Here is a 21,996-nt window from a genome sequence, read left to right as displayed (position 1 = left end):
CTACATGACGACCTTCCAGAGCAACCCGGGCAATGGTGGCCAGTCGGCCAACGGTGGCCAGGCGCAGGGCAATCAGGGGCAGGGGCAGGCGGGTTTCGGCCATCGCGTGGACCGGATTGGCTCGGACGCGCAGCAGCTGTGGGACGACGCGCGCGGCGCGGTGACGGACCTGCAGGAGTCGTTGGATCTCAAGGGCCGCGTGGATCGCAACCCGTACCTGATGCTGGCCGCGGCCTTCGGCGTGGGCTACGTGCTCGGCGGCGGCCTCTTTACGCGCACCACCGGGCGCATCATCCGGCTGGGCGTGCGGCTGGCGGCGCTGCCCATGGTCAAGGACGAGCTCATCGGCATGGCCGAGGCGGCGCTGCACGGAGTCGAGGTGGGCGCCGGCCGTGTGTCCAACATGAGCGGGAGCGGTGGCGTTGGCGGCCCTCAGGGCCCTCAGGTGTGATTCACTGTTGTTTTCACCCTCCACACAGGAGCGCCCGCGATGTTCAGCGCCAATGATCTGAAGAAGATGGACAAGGACGACCTGCTCGAGCTGTTCGGGCTGGAGACCAAGAAGGGTCCCGCGGACTGGCTGTTGCCCACGCTGGGCGCCTTCTCCGTGGGAATGCTGGTGGGCGCGGGCCTGGGCCTGCTGATGGCCCCGAAGGCCGGTAACGAGCTCCGCAATGATCTGCGCAACCGGCTGCAGAGAGAGCAGGACTCGCTGGCCAACGGTAACGGGCAGCGTCCCGAGTCCGTGTCCCGCAGCGCCTAGCCGCCGACAGGACGTGCGCCGCCCGGTTGCTGGGCGGTGATCGAGGGGCGATCCGCTTAGACCGGGTCGCCCCTTCGACTTTCCAGGCAGTAGACTCCGGGACCATGCGGGAGCTCGCGGCGTGACGTCGAGGAAGGTGCACAAGCCGGCTGGAGGCAAGGGCCGGACAGGGAAGGGCGTGGGACGTGCTTCGTCGAAGCGCGAAGACTCGCTGCCTGACATGCCCGCCGGGGGCGTCGACGTGGAGACGACCCTGACGCGCACCGGGAGCGCGCCGGTACGGCCCGAGGCGCCGAGTGAGTCACCAGGGCCTGGTGCCTCCGCCGAGTCCGTGACACGCGGAGTCCTGGCCCGGGTGCGCGGTCTGGAGACGCTGGAGTCCGCCTATGACGCGTGGCTCGAGTTGCGGTTGGCGCACGGTGCCGTGCGGCTGCGCTTCCAGGAGGAGCGTGAGCGGTTGGAGCAGCAGGGCTCCTTCCTGGTGGGGGCGGTGCGAGCGGCGAGCCAGGAGCGGGCGGGCCTGTCCGGGGCGGTATCGGAGTCAGCGCTTGCCTCTTCGGACGCACCCATGCGGGACTTCCTGCGCCAGGCGGAGGAGAAGCTGACGCGGGCTCGCGAGGCGCTCGCGAAGGACGAGGCTGAGAGTGAGGCCCGCTTCCAAGCGACCTTCGAGGAGATCCGCACCACCGTGCAGGACAGGGTGCGGCGTTACCTGAGCGCATCGCCTCCGCGCCTGCGGTTGTTGCTGCGCAAGGTGGGCGCCACGCGCGCCGTCCTCCACGTGGAGCGCGTGGGGGGAGATGCCCCCGTGCTTCTGCTGTACCTCTTCGCCGGACGCATCCCCTCGCGTTACGGCTTCCTCTTCGACGACTCCACAGAGGAGGTGTCACTGCCGCCAGCGCCGCTCTACCCGGAGGAGGGCGTAGCGCCGGGCGAGGTGCGTCTGGAGGCAACGGCCTTGGTGGCGCGGGTACTCGCGCCGGGAGAGGTGCTGCCTGTGAAGGGCTTCCTGCCTGTCTTCGTGCCTCGCCCCGAGGGAGGCGAGGACTTCTTCCGACTGCTGCAGCGCGGGCCCGTCATGGAGGTGGAGGTGGCCGATGGACCCGGCTTCCGCAGTATCCTCACCCGCGAGGAGTCCGAGCGCTTCGCGGGGCACCTGCTGCGCCTCAAGCTCGAGGGTCGGCTCGAGCTCGAGGTGGAAGCAGGGTGAAGGGGAGGGCGCGGCGGGTTACTGCGTGCGCACCATGCCCACGTCCGCGGTGCCCACGAGCAGCGCGCTGCCGATGAACAGGTTGTTGGACTCGGCGCCGCCCGACCTCACCGTCTGGAAGACGACGAGGTAGTTGCTCTGCGGCTGGGGGAAGGCGCTGCCCGGAATGGTGAGGGTGTCCCGCTTCCAATCGGCGGGCAGGGCCGCGAGCTGGAGGAAGCCCAGCGGATCCGTCGGCATGTTGGAGTAGGTGGGCTCCCCCTTGTCGCCGTCTGAGCTCAGCGGGATGACGGTGACGAAGCCGATCGTGCGCTCCTTGCCGCCGGCCACCGCGGGACGCCGCAGCGTGAGCTCCTGGTTGGCCAGGTGTCGGACGAAGCCCGCCGGTGGGTGGAGCGTGTCGATGCGCTCCTGGGCTGGCGCGTCCTCCACGCTGCCCACGTGCGAATCGCCATCTTGCACGGCGATGAAGCGGTAGGTGGTGCCGGACTGGTACTTCACGCCCGCGTCCTCCCCGGAGCTGCTCATCAGGCCGTAGGTTCCCGGGCCCTTGTTCTCGAGGTTCAGCGTGTTGCCGTTCTGTGTCTCGATGCGGACGGTGGCGTTGGAGATGGGCTCCGGGGTGCCCTGGTCGCCATTGCGCGTGCCGAAGAAGACATAGGCGGCGGTCTGGCCCGGGAGGGTGAGTCGATCCTCCTCGTAGAAGCCGCCGTCGGGCAGCGTACCGGCGTCGAACCCGGCCATGGCCGACAGCGACACGTCCACATCCGGAGTGGAGAGCACTGTGCCCACCATCATCTTCTCTGCGAGGAGCTGGTCGCAGGCAAGGGGGGAGAGCAGGAGAGAGGCGGCGGCAGTGGACAGCAGGAGGCGTTTCATATGCTTCTTTCCGGATGGACGACCCGGCGGACGAGCATACCAGGGTGTTGTGAGGGCTGGGGCCGGGGGCCGAACGCGCTATGGTGGCCGCTCCCGTGCGAAGCCTTCCCATCTACTCGGCCGGTCTCCGCTTCCTGCAGCGGCTCGGCTACTCGCTCCTGCAGGCCACGCTCTTCGGCGCCATCCTCGGGCTGCTCGTCTACTACCGCGTTCCGCGTGCGCAGCTCTCCGGAGAGGCCACGCCTATCGCGCTGCTTGCCCGCCCGTCGGCCTGGGTGCAGTCCTGGGAGCGTGACACCTACGACTGGCGCGTGCGCTCCTTGGGGGCCCGCTCGTCGCGATCAGATCGCGTGGTGGTGGTGGCGCTCGATGATGAGACGCTCGCCGAGGCCCGTCAGGACGCGCACCCTGGCATTGCCTCCAACCCGTGGCCCCGGGAAATCCTCGGAGGCCTGTCCAACCGGCTCGTTGACGAGGGCGCGGAGTTGGTGATGCTCGACTTCCCCTTCACCGAGCTCAGCCCGCGTGCCTGCCTCGCGCAGGGCACGCCTGACTTGGAGGGGCTGGACGACGATCGAGCCTTCCGCAAGCTGCTGGACCGCTACCCGGAGAAGTCGGTGTTGGCGTTCTCGTGGTCTTTGGACCGGGGGATTCCGGCGGGCAGCCGGTTGTGGCCGTTCCGCGTGCGGCTGGGCAGCTATGCCAGCGCGGCCGAGGCCCGGAGTCGGGTGCAGTCGGTGCTGGCTGACCAGAAACCGGCCTTCCTCATCCCCGCGGGCAACGCCGTGGAGGTATGGGCAGGCGTGGCCAGCGAGCAGGAGGGCCAGAAGGTCGCGCTGGTTCAGGGGGTGCGCGAGCCGCCGAAGGTGCAGGAGCGGCGTGTCACGGACGACACGTACCGTGTGGGCCCGCTCGAACTCTTCGTGTCCCTGGCCGAGGTGGAGGTGGAGGGACTGGACGCGGCGCAATTGGAGGAGGTGCGGCAGTTGGAGCACCCGGTGGCGCCGCTGCTGGGCTCGGCGAGCCTCTACGGCGCAGTCACCGTGCCGGCGGATCCAGACGGGGTGGTGCGCGCCGTGCCGCACCTGGTGAGCTACCGCTCGCGCGAGGGCAACCGGCACGTGCTCCCCTCGATGCCCCTGGCGGCGGCGATGCGTCAGGCGAACACGCGTCAGCTGCGCTACGCGGACGGGCGGCTGTACGTGGGGGACCGCTTCTCCATCCCCATGGACGAGTCCGGCTACAGCCTGGTGCGCTGGGACGCAGCGGAGGTGGGGCGGGGCTCTCGGGGCTCGGTGTCGCGAGCCATCCCCGCGTGGAACGTGTTGCTCAACCTCTTCGCCGTGCGCGAGGGCGTGCCGCCGCGGTCGGTGCACGACATTGAGGGCCGCCTCATCGTCTTCACCAACACGTCGCGCCAGGCGATGAACTTCCAGCGCACGCCCATCGGTGAGCGCACGCCTGCGGGCGCGGTGCTCGCGCAGTCGTTGGTGAACCTGCTGCAGTCCGAGGGCCTCACCCGTGCCACGCCGCGGACGGATCTCTTCCTGACGCTGGGGATGGCATTCATCGGCGCCTTCGTGGCGCTCACCTTCAACCGGGGCCTGCGCTCCTTCGGCGACGTGTTGGTGTACCTGGCCGCCATGGGCGCGGTGGGCCTGCTCTACGCGGGAGTGGCCTGGTACCTGTTCATCAATCGGCTGCTGTGGGTGGCGATGGTGGGTCCGCTGCTGGCCATGGGCCTCACCTTCATCTTCACCATCGTCCAGGCCTCGCGCACCGAGCGGCAGTTGCGCCACTTCATCACCGACGTGCTTGGCCGCTACGTCCACCCTGAGGTGGCTCGGCTCGTCACGCGGGACTTGCGTCTGCTGACGCGGCCGGAGCGCCGTGAGGTGACGGTCTTCTTCTGTGACCTCGACGGCTTCTCGCGTCTGTCCGGGCAGCTCCCGCCCGAACGGCTCATCCAGCTGCTCAACGACTACCTGACGGAGATGACGGACGTGGTGCGCGCCACACACGGTCAGGTGGACAAGTACATTGGCGACGCTGTGATGGCCTTCTGGGGCGCGCCGGTGCGCACGGACAAACACGCGCACCGGGCCTGTGAGGCCGCGCTGAAGGTGCGCGTGGTGCTGGAGGAGCGCCAGGCGTACTGGGACAAGACCTATGGCCACCACCTGCAGTGCCGCATCGGCATCGACACCAGCGAGGTGCTGGTAGGTGGCATGGGCAGCGACTTCGAGTCCAAGTACTCCGTCATGGGCGAGCCGGTGAAGCTCTCCATGTTCATGGAGAGTCTCAACCGCGGCTACGGCACCTTCGTGCTGGTGGGGGACAACACGGCCCGGCTGGCTCAGGACTCCTACGTCTTCCGCGAGGTGGACCGGGTGCGGCTCAAGGGCCGGGCGGAGCCCCTGCGCATGCACGAGCTGGTGGGTCGCAAGGGAGAGATTTCACCCCCCATGCAGGAGCAGCTCGCGCTCTACGAGCAGGCGCTTACGGCGTACCACCAGCGGCGCTTCGATGAGGCACTGGCGCTGTTCACGCGGGGCGTGGAGGCCTTCCAGGACGCGGTGGCCGGGGTGTACGCCGAGCGCTGCCGCAAGTACGCCTCAGCGGCGCCGCCAGAGGACTGGGACGGCGTGTTCGCGCTCGAGGGGTAGTGAAGGCCGGGCGGGCTACTCGTCCGCCTCGTCCGGGTGGCCGAAGAGTTCGATGACGGGCTTGTCCTGCTCGATGTGCTCGGCCACCACGCGCCGCATCTTCTCCGGCGTCATGTGCGAGTAGTACGCCTCGCCCTCCCAGCCCATGAGCTGGTAGTCCTCGGGGGAGAGGGGATCTCGCTTGCGCCCCGTCTCCTCGCGGATGACGACGTTCGGCCCCATGTGACAGAAGCCGTAGCAACCTCCGCGGTACAGCTCGCAGCGCACCTGGAGCTTCCGGGTGGACAGCTCCTCACGGGCGGCCGTGGCCACGGCATCGGAGCCGCCGGCCTTGCAGCTGGAGCCCTTGCACACGGAGAGGCGGTAACGCTTCATGGGGTCCACCCTACGGAGTTTGCGAGGCGCTGGAAAGGGTTGCACGCCCGAGGAGCACCCGTCTCCTCGCATGCCCGGAACGAGGTTGTAGGGCTGCAACGCGGCTGCACGTGCAGGGGGCCCTGAAACGGAACCGGCCCGCCGTTCCACCGCACGAAGCGGGGGAGGGCGGGCCGGGAGCCGACGGGTGACGCCGGACGTCCTACTTGAGGAACTTCGTCACGGGTACCGGGCCCTCGTGGGAGACAACGGTGCGGCTGCCCGGAGCGGCGTGGTCGCCGTGGGCGTGGCCGTGGCCCGCAGCGAGCTCCCCGCCGTGGTGCGACTCGTGGCCCTCGCCGATGCGGGTGTGGGCCTCCTTGTGCACGTGGGCCGGCTGCGCCGAGCCCGGGCGCTTGTTCCACGGATCGGACGGGTGGGAGACGGCAGGCCCCTTGAGCAGCTTGGGGATGTCGTAGACGAAGCCCTGCCGGTTGTACTCCGCCGGAGTGTGCGTGTACGTGTCCATGCGGATGGCGTCCTTGGGGCACGCGTCCACGCACAGGCCGCACACGATGCAGCGCAGCTCATCGATGACGAACTGGGTCGGGAACTTCTCGATGACGCGCGAGCTGCCCTCCGCCGCGTCCACCTCGTACTCCCCGGCCTCGATGTAGATGCACTGGGCCGGGCAGATGGTGGCGCACATGTAGCAGGCCACGCAGCGCGGCTTGCCGTCCTCGCGCGGAACCAGGCGGTGAAGACCCCGGTACCCGTCGGGGTAGGGGATCTTCTCCTCCGGGTACTGCACGGTGGTCACCAGGCTGGTGCTCTTGCGGTCCTCGAACGGGGTCTTGGTGTCCCGCTCCCCGAAGAGGTTGCGCAGGAAGTGCCGGGTGGTGATGGCCAGACCGCGGATCAGCTCCGGCAGGTAGGAGCGCTCGCGGATGTCGGTGCGGGGATCCTTGGTCGCGTTGTAAGCCATGATCTCTTTCTCTCAGCTCGTCTAGTGCGAGGCCGTGGCGGCACCGGAGTGCGCACCAGCAGGATGGGGGGCCGCATGGGCCGCATGGCCGTGAGCGGGCAGTCCGTGACCATGCGCGTCATGGCCGTGGGCATCATGACCATGGCCGCCGTGCGCGCCTCCGTGGCCGTGACCCTCGGTGCCCGCCTCCTTCCGCGACATCGTGAGGGCAACCAGGATGCCGATCTGCAGGATGCCGAAGATGGCCAGCGCCCGCAGCGACGGATCCCACAGCACCAGAGCGCCAGTCGCGAACACGTTGATGAGGCCCAGCGGCAGGAGGATCTTCCAGCCCAGCGTCTGGATCTGATCGTAGCGGAAGCGCAGGAACGTCCAGCGGATGGCCAGCTGCAGCCACACGAAGAACATCACCTTGGCCCAGAACACGGTGCCCAGGATGGTGCCGTACAGCCACCCGTGCTCACGCATCACCGGCAGGTTGGACAGCCACTCGCCACCGAAGGGCAGGTGGTAGCCGCCGAAGAAGAGCACCACGACCAGGCCCGACAGGACCACGATCTCCACGAACTCGGAGATCATGAACAGGCCGAACTTCATGCCCGAGTACTCGACGAAGTAGCCGATGATCTCCGACTCACCCTCGGGCGTGTCGAAGGGGGCGCGCTTGGTCTCCGCGAAGGCCGCAGCGAAGAACAGGAAGAAGCCCAGCGGCTGCAGCAGGAAGCCCCACGCGGGGATGCCGATGTCGAAGCCACCGAAGTTGGCGGACCAGAGGTAGCGGGCCTGGCCGCTGGCGGCGACGCCCGTGCCCAACTCGTTGGCCACGTTGCCCACGAAGGTAGGCAGCTGCACCGTGGAGAAGGCCATCATCAGGCCCACCAGCGACAAGCCCAGGGCGACCTCGTAGGAGATCATCTGCGAGGCGGCGCGAACGCCACCGAGCAGCGCGAACTTGTTGTTGGAGGACCAGCCAGCCAGCGACGTGCCGTACACCGCCAGCGAGGCGATGGCGAACACGTAGAGGATGCCGAAGTCCGGGGTGGCCACCACCATGTCCACGGTCTTGCCGAACACCGACACCGTGGGGCCGGCGGGCACCACCGCGAACAGGGCGAACACCGGCGCGAAGGCCAGCATGGGCCCCAGGTTGTAGAGCAGCTTGTTGGCCGTGGCCGGGATGAAGTCCTCCTTGAACAGCATCTTCATGCCGTCGGCCAGGAAGTGGGGGATGCCCACCAGGGCCTTGTCCTTGAGACCCGGCAGGTTGATGCGCGCGCGGTTGGGGCCGATGCGGTTCTGCATCAGCGAGCTCCACTTGCGCTCGGCCACCGTGAGCAGGGACGCGATGCCCATGACCACGGCAACCATCAGGATGACCAGGTTCGTCAGGCGGCTGGCGCCCGGGAAGACATCTTCCACGAGACCGCCCAGCAGGTACGCTGCGGCCATGATGCCCACGAAGTGGGCAAACATGACGCCGAACCAGAACAACATGGTGAGTGTGCGCTTCATTGTCAGAGACCCCGGACCCTGGGAGCGCCGAACTCACGGTACCCCGGTGGCCGGCCGTCGGCGGCGGTCGGCAGGGGATTGATGCCAGGCTTCTCGCGGTCAGGCGGAGCGGCCTTGTCCCAGTCGAACTGAGCGAACTCGGCCACCTGCTTGCCCAGCTCGCGGAATGCCTCGCGCGAGGACGTCCAGGCCGCGGTGCCACCCAGCTCGCGGGTGAGCTCCGCCGCCAGCGCCCAGTGCGCCACGGCGTCGCCCTTGGACGGGTACGCCTTGCGGAAGCGCTGGACGATGCCGTCCATCTGCACGAAGGAGCCGTCGTACTCCACGTGCGTGGAGGCCGGCAGCAGCACCGTGGCCTGCGCGGTCAGCGGCGACTCGTTCATCGCCTGCGCCACGAAGACGTCCAGCTTCGCAGCGGCCTGGGCGAAGGTCTCCACATTGCCCGGCACCTCGGTGCCCACGGCGTAGAGCGCCCTCACCTTGCCACCGTCGATGGCCTTCACCAGCTCGTCGAACGGACGGAGCGCCAGCCCCAGTCCAGCGGCGATGAGCTCCAGACCCTTGCGGTTGGGGTTCTTGTCCGCCGTCATGAGGTAGTGGTCGGCGTCACCCTGCGGACGGCCACCCACGTAGATCTCCTTGGCGCCCAGCGTTCCCTTGGCGAAGGTGAGCGTGGCGAGCAGATCCTCGTTGGAGGCCAGCGGGGAGGCGAGCACTGCCACCTTGCCCTTCACCTCGCCGAGCGCCTTGGCAGCGGCCTTGATGGCCTCCTTGCGCGCGACCTCCGGACGGGCCGTGCCGCCCTGCTGGCGACCCACCACCGCGCTCAGCACGCGGCCGAGGTTGAGGTACTTGTACGAGAGCCGGCCCTGATCGCACATCCAGCTCTTGTTGATGGCCTCGTTCTCGCGGGGGCGGTAGCGGTAGGTGTCCTGCGCCATGAAGTCCGCGTAGGTGTTGCAGCCGCGCGAGCAGCCGGTGCACACGGACGGAGCGGCGGACAGGAACCACGAGCGAGCGCGGAAGCGGAAGTCCCGGCTGAGCAGCGCGCCCACGGGGCAGATGTCCACGGTATTGAGCGAGTAGTTGCTGTTGAGCTCGCTGCCCGGGAACGTGTCGATGACCTCGTGGCTGCCACGGCCGAAGATGCCGAGCTGCGGCTCCTTCGGAATCTCGTTCATGAAGCGCACGCAGCGGCTGCAGATGATGCAGCGCTCCTGGTCCAGCACCACGCGGGGCCCCAGGACCTTGCGCTTGTTCTTCATGACCTTGCCGCCCTCCAGACGCGAGGGGCGGTAGTCGTAGCGCATGTAGTAGTCCTGCAGCTTGCACTCACCGGCCTGGTCGCAGATGGAGCAGTCGACCGGGTGGTTGAGCAGCAGGAACTCCATCACCGCGCGCTGCTGCTCCTTCACCTTGGGCGTGTTGGTCTTGATGACCTGGCCCTCGGCCAGCGGCGTCTGGCAGGCGGGCACCAGCTTGGGGGCGTTGGACGCCTCCACCATGCACATGCGGCAGTTGGCCGCGATGCTCAGGCGCGGGTGGTAGCAGAAGTAGGGGATGTCCGAGCCCACCGAACGGGCAGCCTCGACCATGTTCGTCCCCGGCTTCACCACGACTTCCTTGCCGTCGATGGTGCAGGTGACGAAGCCCGGGTTCTTCGGCGGGGGCGGCCCGGCCGGCTTGGGGGCCGGAGGCGGGGGCGGCGCCGTGGGGGCGCTGTGCGCGGCCGGAGGGGTGTCGAGCTTCGCGCCTGCGGGCGGATGCTTCGGCGTGGAGCCGGGAGCCTCACGCGTTTCGGAGGGCGCGCCCTTCGGGGGCGGCTGCGAGTCTCCGGTTGGCTTCTTGGTGTCGTTGTCGCTCACTGCTCGACCTCGCCGCCGATCATGTTGATCGTGTCAAAGGTGGGAATGAGGTCCGCCAGCAACTTGCCCTTGATGATGTGGGGCACGGCGGACAGGATCGGGTAGCCCGGTGCGCGCACGTGGACCTTGTACGGCCGGCCGCTTCCGTCGCTCACCATGTACCAGCCGAGCTCTCCGTTGGCGGCCTCGGTGCTGTCGTAGACCTCGCCGGCGGGCACCTGGATGCCCTCCATCACCAGCTTGAAGTGGGAGATGACACCTTCGATGGTGCCGTACACCTCAGGCTTGGGCGGCAGGGCGATGCGCCAGTCATTCACGATGATGGGGCCACCGGGGATCTGCTTCAGCGCCTGGCGGATGATGCGATTGGACTGCCGCATCTCCTCGATACGCATCAGGTAGCGATCGTAGTTGTCGCCGTGCTGGCCCACCGGCACATCGAAGTCGAGGCGGTCGTACACCCAGTACGGCCGAACCTTGCGGATGTCGTAGTCGATGCCGCAGGCGCGCAGGCACGGGCCCGTCCAGCCGTAGTCGATGGCGTCCTCGGCGGAGATGATGCCCGTCTCCTTGGTGCGGTCCACGAAGATGCGGTTGCGCGTGAGCAACCCGTCCATCTCGTCAACCAGCTCCATCACCTTGTCGAGCGTCTTGAAGACCTTCTCGCTCCAGCCCTCGGGCAGGTCGCGGTTCATGCCGCCGATGCGCCCGAAGTTGGTGGTGAGCCGGGCGCCCGTCAGCTCGGCCACACGGTCCATGATGAGCTCGCGCGCCTCGACGCCGTAGAGGAAGGGCGCGAAGCCTCCAAGCTCCATGCCCGTCGCGGCCACGCACGTCAGGTGATCATGGATGCGGTGCAGCTCCGAGCCGATGACGCGGATGTACTGGGCGCGCTCCGGGATCTCCAGGCCGATGAGTTTTTCTACGGCGTTGAGGAAGCCGAAGTTGTTCATCATCGCGGACACGTAGTTCAACCGGTCCGTGTAGGGCAGGCACTGGGTCCAGGTGACGTTCTCGCAGCTCTTCTGGAAGCCGCGGTGGAGGAAGCCGATCTCACAGTCGATCGAGGCGATGTTCTCGCCCTCGAGCTCCACCTTCAGGCGCACCGTGCCGTGGGTGGCCGGGTGCGAGGGGCCCATGTTGATGTACATCCGCTTCGTCTGGAGGTGAGCTTCCAGCTCCTCCTCGTGGGCGTAAGCGTCGATGTCCGGGTTGGGCGCTGTGGGGTTGGGGGGTGACGCCGGCTTGTGGGTGTCCGCCATGATGTCCTCGGGGGGGCGACCGGTGGGAGGGCGAGCGTTCAGGAAACGCCGCTGGTACCGGGGCCGCGGAAGATGTCCTTGATGGGCCGCTCGGGGATGAGTGGCTGACGGTCGCGCAGGGCGTAGTCCTTGCGGAGCGGGTGGCCCTGGAACTCTTCGTACAACAACACGCGACGCAGGTCCGGGTGTCCCGTGAAGCGGATGCCGTAGAAGTCCCAGACGAAGCGCTCCCACCAGTCAGCGCCGCGGAAGACGGGCACGATGGAGGGGAGCTCCGGCTTGGCTTCGCTCACGCGCACCTTCAGGCGCACGTGCTCGTGACGCGACAGCGAGTAGATGAAGTAGACGACCTCAAAGCGCGGATCGTTCTCCGCGAGGTGCAGGCGGTCCACCGCATCGATGGAGGTGAAGAGCTTGAAGTCGAGCTCGTTCTTCAGGAACGCGGCGACCTTCGGCAGGTGCTCGGCGTGGATGACGGCCCAGGCGCCGCCAGTGCGGTCGAGGTAGCGCTCCGCCACCGCCTCCGGAAACTGGGCGGTGACCCTGTCCAGTGCGAAAGTGCTCAAGGGGGCCCCAATGCTGGCTATGGAATCCGGGGCGTTATAAGGATCACCCCGGGGGGGCGTCAACGTAATCCCTCAACCATCCTCGCTACTTACGCGAGGCAGAAGTCGACGTTCCCCAGAACGGGGTTTCCTGGTCGCCTCTTCGGAGCCCACGCGGGCAGGGGTGGGCTGAGGGATAAAGGTGGAGACGGGCTCGCGCTTGCCGGCCACGGGCGTGGGGGGAAGCTCCTGCCAGAGGAAGCCGTCACCGGCCTGCTCCCGGGTGTCTCGAGAGACGAGGACGGGCGTGTCGTGTCGCTTGGTGAGCTGCTCGATGCGGCTGGCCAGGTTCACCGTATCCCCGATGGCGGTGTACTCCAGGCGGCGGGTGACGGAGCCAATGTTTCCGAGCACCACGCGGCCGGTGTGTAGGCCTACCCCCATGCGCAGGCCAGGCTCGCCCCGGGCGGCCCGCTCGGCGTTCACCGCCTCCAGCTCGCGCATCATCTCCAGGGCGCACTCCACGGCACGCCGGGCGTGCTGGGGCTCGGGGAGGGGCGCACCGAAGTACACCATGAGTGCGTCCCCGATGAACTTGTCGAGCGTGCCCCCATGGCGGAACACCACCTCCACCATGCGGCCATAGTACTCGTTGAGGATGGCCACCACGGCCTCGGGGGACAGCCGCTCGCTGAGCGCGGTGAAGTCCCGCAGGTCCGCGAAGAGGATGGTCACCTCGCGTACCTCGGGGCTGGACACGGGTGAGGCGAGATCCTGCAGGCGCTCGGCCACCGCGGGGGAGAAGTAGCGGCCGAGCTGGGCGCGCTTGAGCTCCTCGCGCGTCACCGCGGAGACGAGTTCGCGGATGCGATGGAAGAGGTAGCTCGCTGCCCCCGCTGTCAGCACCAGCACCACCACCGCCACCACGCGCGCGCCCATGCCGATGGAGGCCTCGGCCTGCAGGCACACCTCGGCCACGGCCGCCGCCGCCGTCACCGCGAACGTCACCGGGCGGCGCAGCGACAGCGCCGAGAGGACGATGAGGCTGGCGTAAAGGCCCAGCGTGAAACCCGCCACGCCGCCGGGTGAAGGCGAGACGGGGATGGCGAGGTGTTGCAGCCAGTAGATGGCGGGCACGTCCACCAGCGCGAGTGACAACCCGGCCCAACTCGCCACCTGGGGCTGGCGCAGCACGACTCCCAGTGTCACTCCGGTGCACAGCCAGTAGGCGCCAAAGGGAACGAGGTAGACCTCCCAGTCCGCCAGGTTCTGCACCCGGGCCAGGTACACCGTGACGGCCAGGATGGCGGACACGCCGAGAAAGCGCAGCAGCGCCAGACGCGCTGTGTTGTGGCGGCGCTCCTCCTCGAGTGCCCTCCCCACCGGCTCCCGCAGGAAGTCGGTCAGGGGGGCGCGTGTCTGTGTGGACTCGGCCACTCGGCCTCGGCGGTGATTCGGGGGTAGGCCGCATCCTCGCACGTACCTCGGGGGCGTGCACCCCGTAGAAAAGCGAGGGCCCCGCCACCTCCGAAGAGGCTCGCGGGGCCCTGGGCCGGCACCTGAGCGGTATCCGGTGCTTACTTGCTGAGTACGTACTGACCGGCCATCAAGTCGTGCGGGGCCGAGCCACGGTGACCCGTCGTGTGCACCTGGTTGCCGATCTTGTCCTGCAACAGCTTGAGGCCGTCGAGCACCTGCTCGGGGCGCGGCGGGCAGCCGGGGATGTACACGTCCACCGGGATGATGCGGTCGATGCCCTGCAGCACCGCGTAGTTGTCGTAGAAGCCACCCGACGAGGCGCACACGCCGAAGGCGACGACCCACTTGGGCTCGCACATCTGCTCGTACACGCGCTTGAGGATGGGGGCCTGCTTCAGGTTGATGGTGCCAATCACCATCAGCATGTCCGCCTGACGCGGAGAGAACCGGGGGAACTCGGCGCCGAAGCGGGCGATGTCGTGGCGAGCCGCCGACACGGACATGAACTCCATGCCGCAGCACGCGGTAGCGAACGGGTAGGTGAAGAGCGAGTACTTGCGCGCCCAACCCAGACCCTTGGAGACCATCCGCTCGAAGAAGCCCATGGCCTCGTCGCGGCGAGTGGTCAGTACGGGTGCGATATCAGTCTCAGCCATGTTTCCTCAGTGCTCCCACTCCAGGGCGCCCTTCTTCCAGATGTAGATAAGGCCCACCACGAGGGTTGCAGCGAAAACGAGCATCTCCACGTAGCCGAACCAGCCGAGCGCCTGGAAGTTCACCGCCCAGGGGTACAGGAAGACCGCTTCAACGTCGAACACGATGAAGAGGAGGGCCACCACGTAGAACTTCACCGCGAAGCGCTGGCGCGCCGGGCCACTGCTCTCGGAGCCAGCCTCGAAGGCCGTGGACTTGATGGCGCTCGGGCGCCTGGGGCCCAGCATGGCGGCCAGCTGGACGATGACGAGCGCCAGCACGCCCGCCAGCAGCAGCACGATCGCCAGCGGCAGATAGGGGGCGAGAGGGTTGGTGTTCATTCGGCGCGGACCCTAGGGACACCCGGGAGCGGTGTCAATGGGTAAACCCGGGATCCAACCCCCGGATATGCCAGCGGAAAGCGGTGAGGCCCGCCTGGCCGTCCTCCTCCAGGAGCCGAGCGTCCCTGTGCGGGGGGTTTGACGCTCCGCGTACAGGGCGCCTAGGGTCGCCTGGCGCGTCTTCCCGATCAGATAGGAGAGAGCCCGGGCATGTGGGGTCGGCTCAGTTTGCGCTGGCAGGTGGCCTTGGCGGTGCTGGTTCCCAGCCTCGCCGTGGCCTTGTTCAGCGGTTTCTACTTTCCGAAGCAGCAGCGGTCCTTCGGGCTCAAGCGGCTCGAGGAGCGGGCGTTGGCCGTGGGGCTGCTCGCCTCGGATGAGATCTCCTCCCTGCTGGATCAGCGGGGCACGGTGCCTCCGGCGCTTCCGGGTCCTCAGCCCGTGGACGCGCACGAGGGAGGACTGCGCGAGGTGAAGCACCTGTCGCACATCTTCGAGCGGGTGGAGCAGACCGGCTCCGTGTCCTTCCAGGCCGTGCTGGCGCCCGACGGTAAGGTTCTGACGGAGCGGGGCGTCATCCCTCGAGGGCTTCGGGGCTCTGAGGAGGGGAAGGGCTGCACGGCGACGCGGATGCAGGGCAACCCGGTGGTGAGCTGCGGGCTCCCTGGGGGTCACTCCTACGTGCTGGGCCTGGATGGTGGCGCAGTGAACGTGGAGGTGGATGCCCTGCGTTGGCCGACCCTCTTCGTGTACCTGGGCGCCATGGTGGTGGGCCTGTTCATCGCCTTCTTCATCGGGCGGGTCATCGCCGAGCCAGTGACGCGCATGTCCCAGGCCGCGCGCGAGGTGGCGCAGGGAGACGTGTCGCTCAGCGAGGTGGATGTGGCCTCGGCGGGCGAGGTGCGGATGATGGCGCACTCCTTCAACGAGATGCTGGGTACATTGCGCGGCACGATCTCGGAGTTGCTGGCGCGGTTGGATCAGCTCTCCAGCGCTTCGCGCGGGCTGACGGGCGCATCCGCGGACCAGGAGCACGTCATCAGCCAGCAGGCGGCGTACGCGCAGCAAATCGCCGCGACCTTCGAGGAGCTGAGCCGAACGGCAGAGCAGATCTCCAGCTCCACCGAGGTGGTGGAGTCCAGCGCGCGGCGCACGCACGAGGCGGTGGCCGAAGCGATGGCGGTGGTGGCGCAGGTGGTCGCGGGCATCAACGACATCCGCATGGAGTCCAAGGGCGTGGCGGACGCCATTGTTGGCCTCAACCAGGATCTGCAGCAGGTATCGAAGATCGCCCAGGTCATCAACCAGGTGGCGGAGCGCTCGGACCTGCTGGCGCTGAACGCGGCGCTGGAGGGCACGAAGGCGGGCGAGGTGGGCCGGGGCTTCTCGCTGGTGGCGGCGGAGATGCGCAAGCTGGCGGAGAACGTGTCCGCGTCGGCGCGGGACATCGCCCGCATCGTGGAGAAGGTGCAGGACTCGGGGAACGAGGCCGCCACCAAGGCGCGTGTGGGCATGGCCACGAGCGACCGAGGCGTGGAGGTGGCCGAGCAGGCCTCGGCGGTGTTCCAGCGGATCGTCGAGCTGGCGCGCGGTACGAGCGAGGCCGCGCGGCAGATCACCATCGCCACGCGGCAGCAGCGTCAGTCGAGTGAGCAGGCTGTGCAGGGCGCGCGCAACGTGGCCGAGCTGGTGAAGCAGGGCGTGGACGCCACGGGTCGCACCACCCGCATCGCCCAGGATCTGCAGAACGTGGCCGACAGCCTCACCGTGCTCACCAGCAAGTTCAAGGTGGCGCGCGACCGCTGAGCTGAGGGGCCTCGATCAGGCGGCCCGCACCAGCTCGAGGCGCGTCTTCTTCGGGGGCTGACCGAAGGGCAGGTGGCGCAGCTTCGGGGGAGCCGCTCCTGGCGCGAGCTGGGGCCGCACTCCCCGACGTGTCAGCTCGCGCGCGAACGCCGTGGCGAACTGCACTACCTCCACCCAGGCCAGGTGGTAGCCCAGACAGAAGTGGGGGCCACCTCCGAAGGCCGCGGTCTCGATGGCCGACGGTGGCACTCGCCGCCCCATCCAGCGCGAGGGATCGAAGTTCTCCGGCTCGGGGAAGAATGCCGGGTCGTAGCCGTAGGCCCCGATGGGAACGGTGATCATCGTGCCCCGGCGCACCCGCCTGCCGTGCAGCACCAGATCCTCGGTCGCCTCGCGCGCCGTGAACGCCACGGGGGGGTACATCCGCAACACCTCGCGGAAGAGCGCCTCAGCGAAGGGGTGGCGCTTGAGCTCCTCCGGCGAGCGGGGCAGACCCGGCGCCGCCATCGACTCGTCCCGCAGCTTCTCCCAGAGGTCGGGCCGCTGGGCGAGCACGATGCCCAGCCACGCCATCACCGACGCGGACGTCTCGTGCCCCGCGAGCGCCAGCAGGCGCAGATTCTGGATGAGGTCCGCATCCCCGAGCGCGTTTCCTTCCTCGTCACGCGCCGCCAGCAGGGCCGCGAGCGTCCCCTTCATGTCCGGTTTGCCTCGCGCCGCGGAGATCAGGCTGGCGAGGCGTGCGTCGAGCCATCGCCGGCCCCGACTGGCGCGCCTGGCCGGCGAGAAGGGCAGGTCGATCCTCACGGGCAGGGCACCCATCACAAAGTCTCGATAGTTCCGGTTCCAGGCATCCAGCTCACTCCGGTCGATGCCCATGATGCGGAAGATGATGTCGAGCGCGAGCTTCTGGGTCTCCGCGAGCAGGGAGAAGGGGCCCTGTTGCGGGAGGCTGGCCACGCTCGCCTCGATGACCTCGGCCGAGATGGCGGCGGCACCGCTGGACGTCAGACCGCGAGGCGTGAAGGCCCCGCTCATGGCCGAGCGCAGGTTGCGATGGGGAACCCCGTCCCGCGACAAGAGGGAGTCGCCGATGAAATCCGGCGCCTGCTCGCGGATGAACTCGCTGCTGGTCACCCGGTTCTTGAGCAGCTCGAAGCCGGGCTCTCCCATGCACACGAGCGACCAGCCGCCCATGTTTTTTGTCCAGAACAGCGGGCCCACCTTGGATGCGGCGTTACGCAGGAAGGTGAGGGGAGAGCCAATATTGAACGGCGCGTGTCCCACCAGGGGAAGCCCTCCAGGGAGGATGGGGATTCCATCCCGGTGGGTTTCCTTCTGGGGCAACTGGAAGAGCAGGTTCGTCAGGGCTTGCATGGAGGGTGAAGACAATTCGCAGCGACCCGCTACAAATCCATGACGCATGAGCTGTTTTGACGGTTCCGCCTGGGATTTGTCGTGAAAGTGACCCCCCCCTCCATCAGGTTGTCTGTCTTTAAATGCTCATGACGAGCACTTCCTCACATTCAGCTCGCAGGTTGCGCCGCCTGACTCGTGGCTCGGGCGCGCAGCTTTGCGAAGTTCTCCGGGGGCGTCGTGGAGTCTCCGGGGCGCTTGCCCGGCGTCACCTGCTCGCCGTGGAAGTCGCTGCCGCCTGTGGGCACCAGATCGAACTCCTTCGCGAACTTCAGGTACTTCTCCTGCACGCTCGGGTTGTGGTCCGCGTGCAGCGCCTCCATCCCATCCAGCCCCGCCTTCGCCAGTTGCAGGAGTTCGTAGCGCTCCACCTTCGAGCTGCCTGGGTGCGCCAGCGTGGCCGTGCCTCCCGCGCGGTGGATGAGCCGGATGGCCTCCGCCCCGTCCAGCTTGAAGCGATCCACCCACGCCGACTTGCCCGAGCCCAGGAACCGGTCGAACGCATCCTTCACGTCCAGGCACCAGCCCCGCTCCACCAGCAACCGCGCCAGGTGCGGCCTCCCGAGCTGCGCGCTCCCTGCGATGGTGCGCACCTCCTCCATCCTCACCGGGAAGCCCATCTTCCGCAGCCCTTCCACCATCCGCTCCATCCGCTGTTCGCGCTCCACCCGCAGCCGCGCCGCGTAGCTGGCCAGCTCCGGGAAGTCTGGCCGCACAAAGTGCCCCAGGATGTGCACCTCTCGCTTCAGCACGAACGCCGACAGCTCGATGCCCGGCACCAGCTCGAGTCCGTGCGCCCGCGCTGCCTCCGCCGCTTCCCCCAGCCCCGCCACCGTGTCGTGGTCCGTCACCGCCAGCACCTTCACGCCGGCGCTCGCCGCCAGGGCCAGCAACTCGGCAGGCGAGTGTTGGCCATCACTCGCTGTGGTGTGGGAATGCAGATCAATCACGACTGACTCCAAGGGGCTCGGGTTGAAAGGTCCGCTTACGCTTCGTAGGATGTGGGATAAACCTGAGACTCACCAGCGACGGCGGCAATGCAGCAGCACCCATTCCAGATTTCCCGGAAGATCGAATACGGGATGCGGGCCATGATCTTCCTGGCCTCGCAGCCCATGGATCGCACGGTTCCCTTCCGGGAGATAGCCCGCCGCATGGACGTACCGGAGGATTTCCTGGCGAAGATCCTCAAGACGCTCGTGGAGCGCAACATGGTCCGCTCCACGCGAGGGGCCCATGGCGGCTACGCGCTGGCCCGACCCGCTCGGGAGGTGTCCTTCCTGGACGTCATCGAGGCCGTCGAAGGTCCAGTGGTGGTCAATGTCTGCCAGGACGGCAGCTCCCACGACTCCTGCAAAGCCACCGGTAGTTGCACCATGTACGGCGTGTGGAAGCTCGGCCAGCAGCGGATGCTGGAGGTCTACCGTCACGCCACGCTGGATCGGCTCGCGATGAGCGACCTGCGTGTCCCCGAGCCGGCGCCCGAGTCTCCCACACGTCCGGCCGCGGAATCGCGGCGAGTGGAGTGAGTGGAGAAGGGCCCCATGGCCAAGAACGACACCATCGAGAACCGCGTGTACCTCTTCGATTCGCTGGCGAGCAGCTACGTCTCTGTCGCGTCGGAGCTGCTGTCCTCTGAGGACGAGGCGGTACGTGCACGGGCAATGCGGGCGTTGGCGGACCTGGCGTACGTCTCGTGCGTCGTCGCGGACACGGGGCACCTGTCCCCTGAGCAGGTGCGCCAGCGGGTGCTGGGGACCCCCGACCCGGAGCAGCCTGCGCCTGACGAGGAGGATGACCGGGGTGGCAAGGGGAAGAAGCGCAAGTAAACCGGTGCTCCCCTCGGCGCGCGGGCGGTGATAGATCGCCCGCCATGGCCAAGACCCCCTCGAACAGCAAGAAGAACCTGCGCTCCCACTATTCGGGGGCTCGCAAGGCGGACCCGCGTCCCATCACCGGCAAGGAGTCTCCCACCGAGCTCCTCGAGCACGCCTTCTCCGCTTACGTGGGGCGCCAGGAGCGCACCGCGTTCGAGCTGATGCGCCGCTCCATGGAGGTGGACGCCTCCATCTTCCTCACGCTCTCGGGCGCGATGACCCCGGCGGGTCTCCACCAGAGCTGCATCATCCCGCTCATCGAGAAGGGCATCATCTCCGCGCTCACCACCACCGGCGCCAACCTCTACCACGATGCCCACCGCATCATCGGCCACGCCATCCGCGAGGTGAACCCCAACGCGGGTGACCTCCAGTACCGCCTGGCCCGTATCATCCGCATCTACGACCTGGGCTTCTGGGAGGAGGCGCTGCTCGACACCGACCGGCTCTTCTCCGCCCTCCTGCGCCGCCCCGAGTTCCAGCGCAAGATGACCACCCCCGAGTTCCACTACCTGCTCGGCAAGAACATCCAGGCCATAGAGAAGCAGCTCGGCGTGAAGCAGCCCTCGCTGCTGTCCACCTGTTACAAGTACGGCGTGCCCATCTTCGTGGGCGCCGTGCAGGACGGCTCCATCTTCCTCAACGCCGTGAAGCTCAAGCGGCTGCTGGGGGCGGAGTTCAAGTTCGAGATCGACATCAACGACGACGTCTACTGGATGTCGGCGATCCAGCACTACTGCCGCCACCACTTCTCCAACAAGATGGCCATCTGGATCCTCGGCGGTGGCGTGCCCAAGAACTACACGCTGCAGGGCGAGCCGCTGCTGGATCAGATCCTCGGCGTGCCGACCGACGGCTTCGACATCGACGTGCAGTTCTGCGTGGACCCGGTGGACAACGGCGCGCTCTCGAGCTGCCCGGCCGGTGAGGGCCACACCTGGGGCAAGGTGTCCATGGAGGCCGTGGAGGCGGGCTCCATGTACGTGCACACCGACGTCACGGCCGTCTTCCCGTGGCTCACCCACGCGCTGCTGAGCGACACGAAGATGAAGCGCAAGCCGCGCCGGCTCATGGACGTTATGCAAGAGGCGGTGGCCTTCCTCGACAAGGACGTGCAGAAGCGCCGCAAGTCGCTGATGAAGACGATCGACTGGAGCCCTGACGAGCCGAAGCCCAACCCGGACGAGCACAACGCTTACGTCCGTTGAAGCCACGTCACAGAAGGAGCCACGACCATGAGCCAATCCACTCCCGCCACCGGCGTCGTGATCAACGTGGTGAGCGCGCCGGGCTTCCAATGCAAGCTGGAGCACGGCCCGTCCGGCACGTCCATCACCACTGAGGCCCCCAAGGACAACGGCGGCACCGGGATGTCCTTCTCGCCCACGGACCTCTTGGCCTCGGCGCTCGCCGCCTGCGCCCTCACCACCATGGCCCTGGCCGCCTCGCGTGAGGGCATTCCCTTTGGTGAGGCCCGAGCCCGGGTGGAGAAGCGGATGACGCCTCCTCCGCGCCGCGTCGGCGAGCTGGTGCTGGAGATCGACATGCCCGCGGGCCTCTCCGCCGCGCAGCGCGCCCGGCTGGAAGAGGTGGCTCATGGCTGCCCCGTCACGCGCAGCCTGCACCCGGACGTGAAGCTGCCGGTCACCTTCCGCTACCCGGACGCGCCCAAGTAGGCGGGAGTTCCGCTCCGTCGCCTGCTCGCCAAACGCTCGGGCGGGGCCTCCTGCGCCGCCGCCCGGGCATGCCGACCCTCCTCCAGGTGGATGCGAGCACGAGGAGGGTGGCGTGAACGTGGAGCTGTTGAGGATCTACCTGAACGACCATCTGGCGGGTTCCACCGTGGGCCTGGAGTTGGCGCGCCGCGCGAAGGCGGAGAACGCGGGCAACTCCGTGGGCGAGTACCTGGACACGCTGGTGGGCGAGCTCCGGGAGGATCGCTCGGTTCTCCTGAACGTGGTGTCAGCGCTGGGGTTGCGGCGCGATCCGGTGAAGGAAGGCGTGGCCTGGGTGGGCGAGAAGCTGGCACGGCTGAAGCTCAACGGCCGGTTGACGAGCTATTCGCCGTTGAGCCGCGTGGTGGAGCTGGAGGCGCTGTGCCTGGGCACCGAGGGTCGCCTGTCGCTGTGGCGGACGCTGCGGCGGCTATCACGCAAGGACGAGCGCCTGGCCCGCTTCGACTTCGCGGCGCTCATCACTCGGGCGGAGCACCAGCGGCGTGCCTTGGAGCGGCTGCGACAGACGGCCTCGGAAGAGGCCTTCTCTGGAGCCGATGAAGGTTCCGTGCTGCCCCTCACTCCCTCGCCCTCCGGGAGAGGGCAGGGGTGAGGGTAGGGCGGTCGCTCG

The 21,996-nt window shown here is 68.0% G+C and carries 22 protein-coding genes; 10 read left to right on the top strand and 12 right to left on the bottom strand.

The features are described 5' to 3' along the window. Nucleotides 1-4: 4 nt before the first annotated feature. From F0U60_RS36080 to F0U60_RS36070, 3 genes are all read left to right on the top strand, one after another. Nucleotides 5-451: a hypothetical protein gene (locus tag F0U60_RS36080; RefSeq protein WP_395806593.1), complete on the top strand. Its 447-nt coding sequence runs from the start codon at nucleotides 5-7 to the stop codon at nucleotides 449-451. A 39-nt stretch (nucleotides 452-490) separates the two neighbouring features. After that, nucleotides 491-763 (top strand): YtxH domain-containing protein, encoded by a 273-nt coding sequence (locus tag F0U60_RS36075; protein WP_395806592.1) that lies wholly within the window; start codon nucleotides 491-493, stop codon nucleotides 761-763. Between the two features lie 121 nt (nucleotides 764-884). Further along, complete coding sequence (locus F0U60_RS36070; RefSeq protein WP_395806591.1) at nucleotides 885-1,973, top strand: hypothetical protein; 1,089 nt, start codon at nucleotides 885-887, stop codon at nucleotides 1,971-1,973. Between the two features lie 18 nt (nucleotides 1,974-1,991). On the opposite strand, the gene F0U60_RS36065 is transcribed toward F0U60_RS36070, so the two are convergent. Next, the gene (locus tag F0U60_RS36065) at nucleotides 1,992-2,852 is read right to left on the bottom strand and encodes a hypothetical protein (RefSeq protein ID WP_395806590.1); all 861 of its coding nucleotides are present in this window, start codon (nucleotides 2,850-2,852) and stop codon (nucleotides 1,992-1,994) included. 95 nt (nucleotides 2,853-2,947) lie between these two features. Here F0U60_RS36065 and F0U60_RS36060 point away from each other — a divergent pair, with 95 nt between their 5' ends. Next, nucleotides 2,948-5,518, top strand: a complete 2,571-nt coding sequence (locus F0U60_RS36060) for a CHASE2 domain-containing protein (protein WP_395806589.1) — start codon at nucleotides 2,948-2,950, stop codon at nucleotides 5,516-5,518. Between the two features lie 15 nt (nucleotides 5,519-5,533). Here F0U60_RS36060 and F0U60_RS36055 read toward each other — a convergent pair whose 3' ends face one another. The 9 genes from F0U60_RS36055 to F0U60_RS36015 all read right to left on the bottom strand — a co-directional run bounded on the left by F0U60_RS36055 (nucleotide 5,534) and on the right by F0U60_RS36015 (nucleotide 14,554). Continuing rightward, nucleotides 5,534-5,893, bottom strand: coding sequence for a (2Fe-2S) ferredoxin domain-containing protein (locus F0U60_RS36055; protein WP_395806588.1), 360 nt, complete (start codon nucleotides 5,891-5,893; stop codon nucleotides 5,534-5,536). Nucleotides 5,894-6,095: 202 nt separating this feature from the next. After that, nucleotides 6,096-6,857 (bottom strand): NuoI/complex I 23 kDa subunit family protein, encoded by a 762-nt coding sequence (locus tag F0U60_RS36050; protein WP_395806587.1) that lies wholly within the window; start codon nucleotides 6,855-6,857, stop codon nucleotides 6,096-6,098. 21 nt (nucleotides 6,858-6,878) lie between these two features. Continuing rightward, nucleotides 6,879-8,369 (bottom strand): NADH-quinone oxidoreductase subunit H, encoded by a 1,491-nt coding sequence (locus tag F0U60_RS36045; protein WP_395806586.1) that lies wholly within the window; start codon nucleotides 8,367-8,369, stop codon nucleotides 6,879-6,881. A 2-nt stretch (nucleotides 8,370-8,371) separates the two neighbouring features. Continuing rightward, the gene (locus F0U60_RS36040; RefSeq protein WP_395806585.1) at nucleotides 8,372-10,234 is read right to left on the bottom strand and encodes a 2Fe-2S iron-sulfur cluster-binding protein; all 1,863 of its coding nucleotides are present in this window, start codon (nucleotides 10,232-10,234) and stop codon (nucleotides 8,372-8,374) included. Then, nucleotides 10,231-11,496, bottom strand: a complete 1,266-nt coding sequence (gene nuoD / locus F0U60_RS36035) for an NADH dehydrogenase (quinone) subunit D (RefSeq protein ID WP_395806584.1) — start codon at nucleotides 11,494-11,496, stop codon at nucleotides 10,231-10,233. The genes F0U60_RS36040 and nuoD overlap by 4 nt, the downstream gene beginning before the upstream one ends. A 38-nt stretch (nucleotides 11,497-11,534) precedes the next feature. Continuing rightward, entirely contained in the window at nucleotides 11,535-12,047 is a 513-nt protein-coding gene (locus F0U60_RS36030; RefSeq protein ID WP_395825611.1) for an NADH-quinone oxidoreductase subunit C, read from the bottom strand. A gap of 87 nt (nucleotides 12,048-12,134) precedes the next feature. Beyond that, a complete protein-coding gene (locus F0U60_RS36025) occupies nucleotides 12,135-13,478 on the bottom strand; it encodes an adenylate/guanylate cyclase domain-containing protein (protein ID WP_395806583.1) in 1,344 nt (447 codons plus the stop codon). Between the two features lie 140 nt (nucleotides 13,479-13,618). Next, entirely contained in the window at nucleotides 13,619-14,176 is a 558-nt protein-coding gene (locus tag F0U60_RS36020) for an NADH-quinone oxidoreductase subunit B (protein WP_395806582.1), read from the bottom strand. Nucleotides 14,177-14,182: 6 nt separating this feature from the next. Further along, complete coding sequence (locus F0U60_RS36015; RefSeq protein ID WP_395806581.1) at nucleotides 14,183-14,554, bottom strand: NADH-quinone oxidoreductase subunit A; 372 nt, start codon at nucleotides 14,552-14,554, stop codon at nucleotides 14,183-14,185. 210 nt (nucleotides 14,555-14,764) lie between these two features. Between F0U60_RS36015 and F0U60_RS36010 the strand changes: the two genes are divergently transcribed. After that, nucleotides 14,765-16,357 (top strand): methyl-accepting chemotaxis protein, encoded by a 1,593-nt coding sequence (locus F0U60_RS36010; RefSeq protein WP_395806580.1) that lies wholly within the window; start codon nucleotides 14,765-14,767, stop codon nucleotides 16,355-16,357. A 15-nt stretch (nucleotides 16,358-16,372) separates the two neighbouring features. Here F0U60_RS36010 and F0U60_RS36005 read toward each other — a convergent pair whose 3' ends face one another. Further along, nucleotides 16,373-17,734, bottom strand: coding sequence for a cytochrome P450 (locus F0U60_RS36005; protein WP_395806579.1), 1,362 nt, complete (start codon nucleotides 17,732-17,734; stop codon nucleotides 16,373-16,375). A 149-nt stretch (nucleotides 17,735-17,883) separates the two neighbouring features. Further along, complete coding sequence (locus F0U60_RS36000; RefSeq protein ID WP_395806578.1) at nucleotides 17,884-18,723, bottom strand: PHP domain-containing protein; 840 nt, start codon at nucleotides 18,721-18,723, stop codon at nucleotides 17,884-17,886. Between the two features lie 87 nt (nucleotides 18,724-18,810). Between F0U60_RS36000 and F0U60_RS35995 the strand changes: the two genes are divergently transcribed. From F0U60_RS35995 to F0U60_RS35975, 5 genes are all read left to right on the top strand, one after another. Next, nucleotides 18,811-19,302: an RrF2 family transcriptional regulator gene (locus F0U60_RS35995; protein ID WP_395806577.1), complete on the top strand. Its 492-nt coding sequence runs from the start codon at nucleotides 18,811-18,813 to the stop codon at nucleotides 19,300-19,302. Between the two features lie 15 nt (nucleotides 19,303-19,317). Further along, nucleotides 19,318-19,602, top strand: coding sequence for a hypothetical protein (locus tag F0U60_RS35990; protein WP_395806576.1), 285 nt, complete (start codon nucleotides 19,318-19,320; stop codon nucleotides 19,600-19,602). A gap of 44 nt (nucleotides 19,603-19,646) precedes the next feature. Then, entirely contained in the window at nucleotides 19,647-20,858 is a 1,212-nt protein-coding gene (locus F0U60_RS35985; protein WP_395806575.1) for a deoxyhypusine synthase family protein, read from the top strand. Nucleotides 20,859-20,885: 27 nt separating this feature from the next. Beyond that, on the top strand, nucleotides 20,886-21,326 hold the full coding sequence (locus tag F0U60_RS35980; RefSeq protein ID WP_395806574.1) for an OsmC family protein: 441 nt from the start codon (nucleotides 20,886-20,888) through the stop codon (nucleotides 21,324-21,326). 112 nt (nucleotides 21,327-21,438) lie between these two features. Further along, a complete protein-coding gene (locus tag F0U60_RS35975; protein ID WP_395806573.1) occupies nucleotides 21,439-21,978 on the top strand; it encodes a hypothetical protein in 540 nt (179 codons plus the stop codon). Nucleotides 21,979-21,996 lie beyond the last annotated feature (18 nt).

This window comes from Archangium minus, assembly GCF_044360475.1.
GTDB lineage: Bacteria > Myxococcota > Myxococcia > Myxococcales > Myxococcaceae > Archangium > Archangium minus.
This window is presented reverse-complemented; position numbering and strand designations above follow the sequence as displayed.

Bases quoted from the DNA above. Each gene is read 5' to 3' on its own strand.
- F0U60_RS36080 (WP_395806593.1), top strand. From the start codon at position 5: ATGACGACCTTCCAGAGCAACCCGGGCAATGGTGGCCAGTCGGCCAAC.
- F0U60_RS36075 (WP_395806592.1), top strand. From the start codon at position 491: ATGTTCAGCGCCAATGATCTGAAGAAGATGGACAAGGACGACCTGCTC.
- F0U60_RS36065 (WP_395806590.1), bottom strand. From the start codon at position 2,852: ATGAAACGCCTCCTGCTGTCCACTGCCGCCGCCTCTCTCCTGCTCTCC.
- F0U60_RS36055 (WP_395806588.1), bottom strand. From the start codon at position 5,893: ATGAAGCGTTACCGCCTCTCCGTGTGCAAGGGCTCCAGCTGCAAGGCC.
- F0U60_RS36050 (WP_395806587.1), bottom strand. From the start codon at position 6,857: ATGGCTTACAACGCGACCAAGGATCCCCGCACCGACATCCGCGAGCGC.
- F0U60_RS36045 (WP_395806586.1), bottom strand. From the start codon at position 8,369: ATGAAGCGCACACTCACCATGTTGTTCTGGTTCGGCGTCATGTTTGCC.
- nuoD (WP_395806584.1), bottom strand. From the start codon at position 11,496: ATGGCGGACACCCACAAGCCGGCGTCACCCCCCAACCCCACAGCGCCC.
- F0U60_RS36020 (WP_395806582.1), bottom strand. From the start codon at position 14,176: ATGGCTGAGACTGATATCGCACCCGTACTGACCACTCGCCGCGACGAG.
- F0U60_RS36015 (WP_395806581.1), bottom strand. From the start codon at position 14,554: ATGAACACCAACCCTCTCGCCCCCTATCTGCCGCTGGCGATCGTGCTG.
- F0U60_RS36010 (WP_395806580.1), top strand. From the start codon at position 14,765: ATGTGGGGTCGGCTCAGTTTGCGCTGGCAGGTGGCCTTGGCGGTGCTG.
- F0U60_RS36005 (WP_395806579.1), bottom strand. From the start codon at position 17,734: ATGCAAGCCCTGACGAACCTGCTCTTCCAGTTGCCCCAGAAGGAAACC.
- F0U60_RS35995 (WP_395806577.1), top strand. From the start codon at position 18,811: ATGCAGCAGCACCCATTCCAGATTTCCCGGAAGATCGAATACGGGATG.
- F0U60_RS35990 (WP_395806576.1), top strand. From the start codon at position 19,318: ATGGCCAAGAACGACACCATCGAGAACCGCGTGTACCTCTTCGATTCG.
- F0U60_RS35985 (WP_395806575.1), top strand. From the start codon at position 19,647: ATGGCCAAGACCCCCTCGAACAGCAAGAAGAACCTGCGCTCCCACTAT.
- F0U60_RS35980 (WP_395806574.1), top strand. From the start codon at position 20,886: ATGAGCCAATCCACTCCCGCCACCGGCGTCGTGATCAACGTGGTGAGC.